The following is a 601-nucleotide window of genomic DNA, read 5'->3' on the forward strand; positions in this document are numbered from 1 at the left end:
TCAAATGTATCTTTAGGCTGGCAGCTGGCAAATAAACCAATGATTAAAAAACAGTATATAAAAAAACTAGTTTTTGGGCGCATAAATTTCTCTTTTAAATTATTTTTCTTGCCAATAATCTAATTCTGGAAACTCAATAGGTTCTGTGCCTTCCCATTTTGGAAATACAAAATCTTTGGGCAAAGAATATTCAGGTGCCATTAATCTTTTAAGATGTTCATTATAGACGCCGAGCTGAAAAGACATAATTTTTTCGTTTTTTGAGTTATTGATTAAATGAATATCACCAATAACTTTATCTAGGCTATCTTTTTTTATGGATATAATCATTATATCAAATTTTCTAGAATTAAATTTTTTTTCTAGGTTCTGTGGCATAATAATATCACCATTAAACCACCTTGATTCATCTTGGGAGTACCATTGGATATGAATTTGAACTGGAAGTTTTTTCTTTCTAGAAAGAAAGTCCGAGTTTTTTGGATAGGAAACAAATCGATCTTTCCAAGGCAAAAAACTCGATTTATTATCAATTTGAAACAAACTCCCATCCTTTGCATAAAATGTTAATGCAAACTTGTATTCCTCTTCACTTGAAAAA

At 29.8% G+C, this 601-nt stretch carries 1 protein-coding gene; it reads right to left on the reverse strand.

Features of this window, described 5'->3' with window-relative positions; all coding sequences use genetic code 11:
• Window positions 1-99 precede the first annotated feature (99 nt).
• Window positions 100-601: hypothetical protein (locus tag ACHRV0_RS21585; protein WP_395442504.1), on the reverse strand; the 502-nt coding region annotated here is incomplete at its 5' end.

The sequence above is a fragment of the Flavobacterium sp. FlaQc-30 genome (assembly GCF_044005885.1).
Taxonomy (GTDB): Bacteria; Bacteroidota; Bacteroidia; order Flavobacteriales; family Flavobacteriaceae; genus Flavobacterium.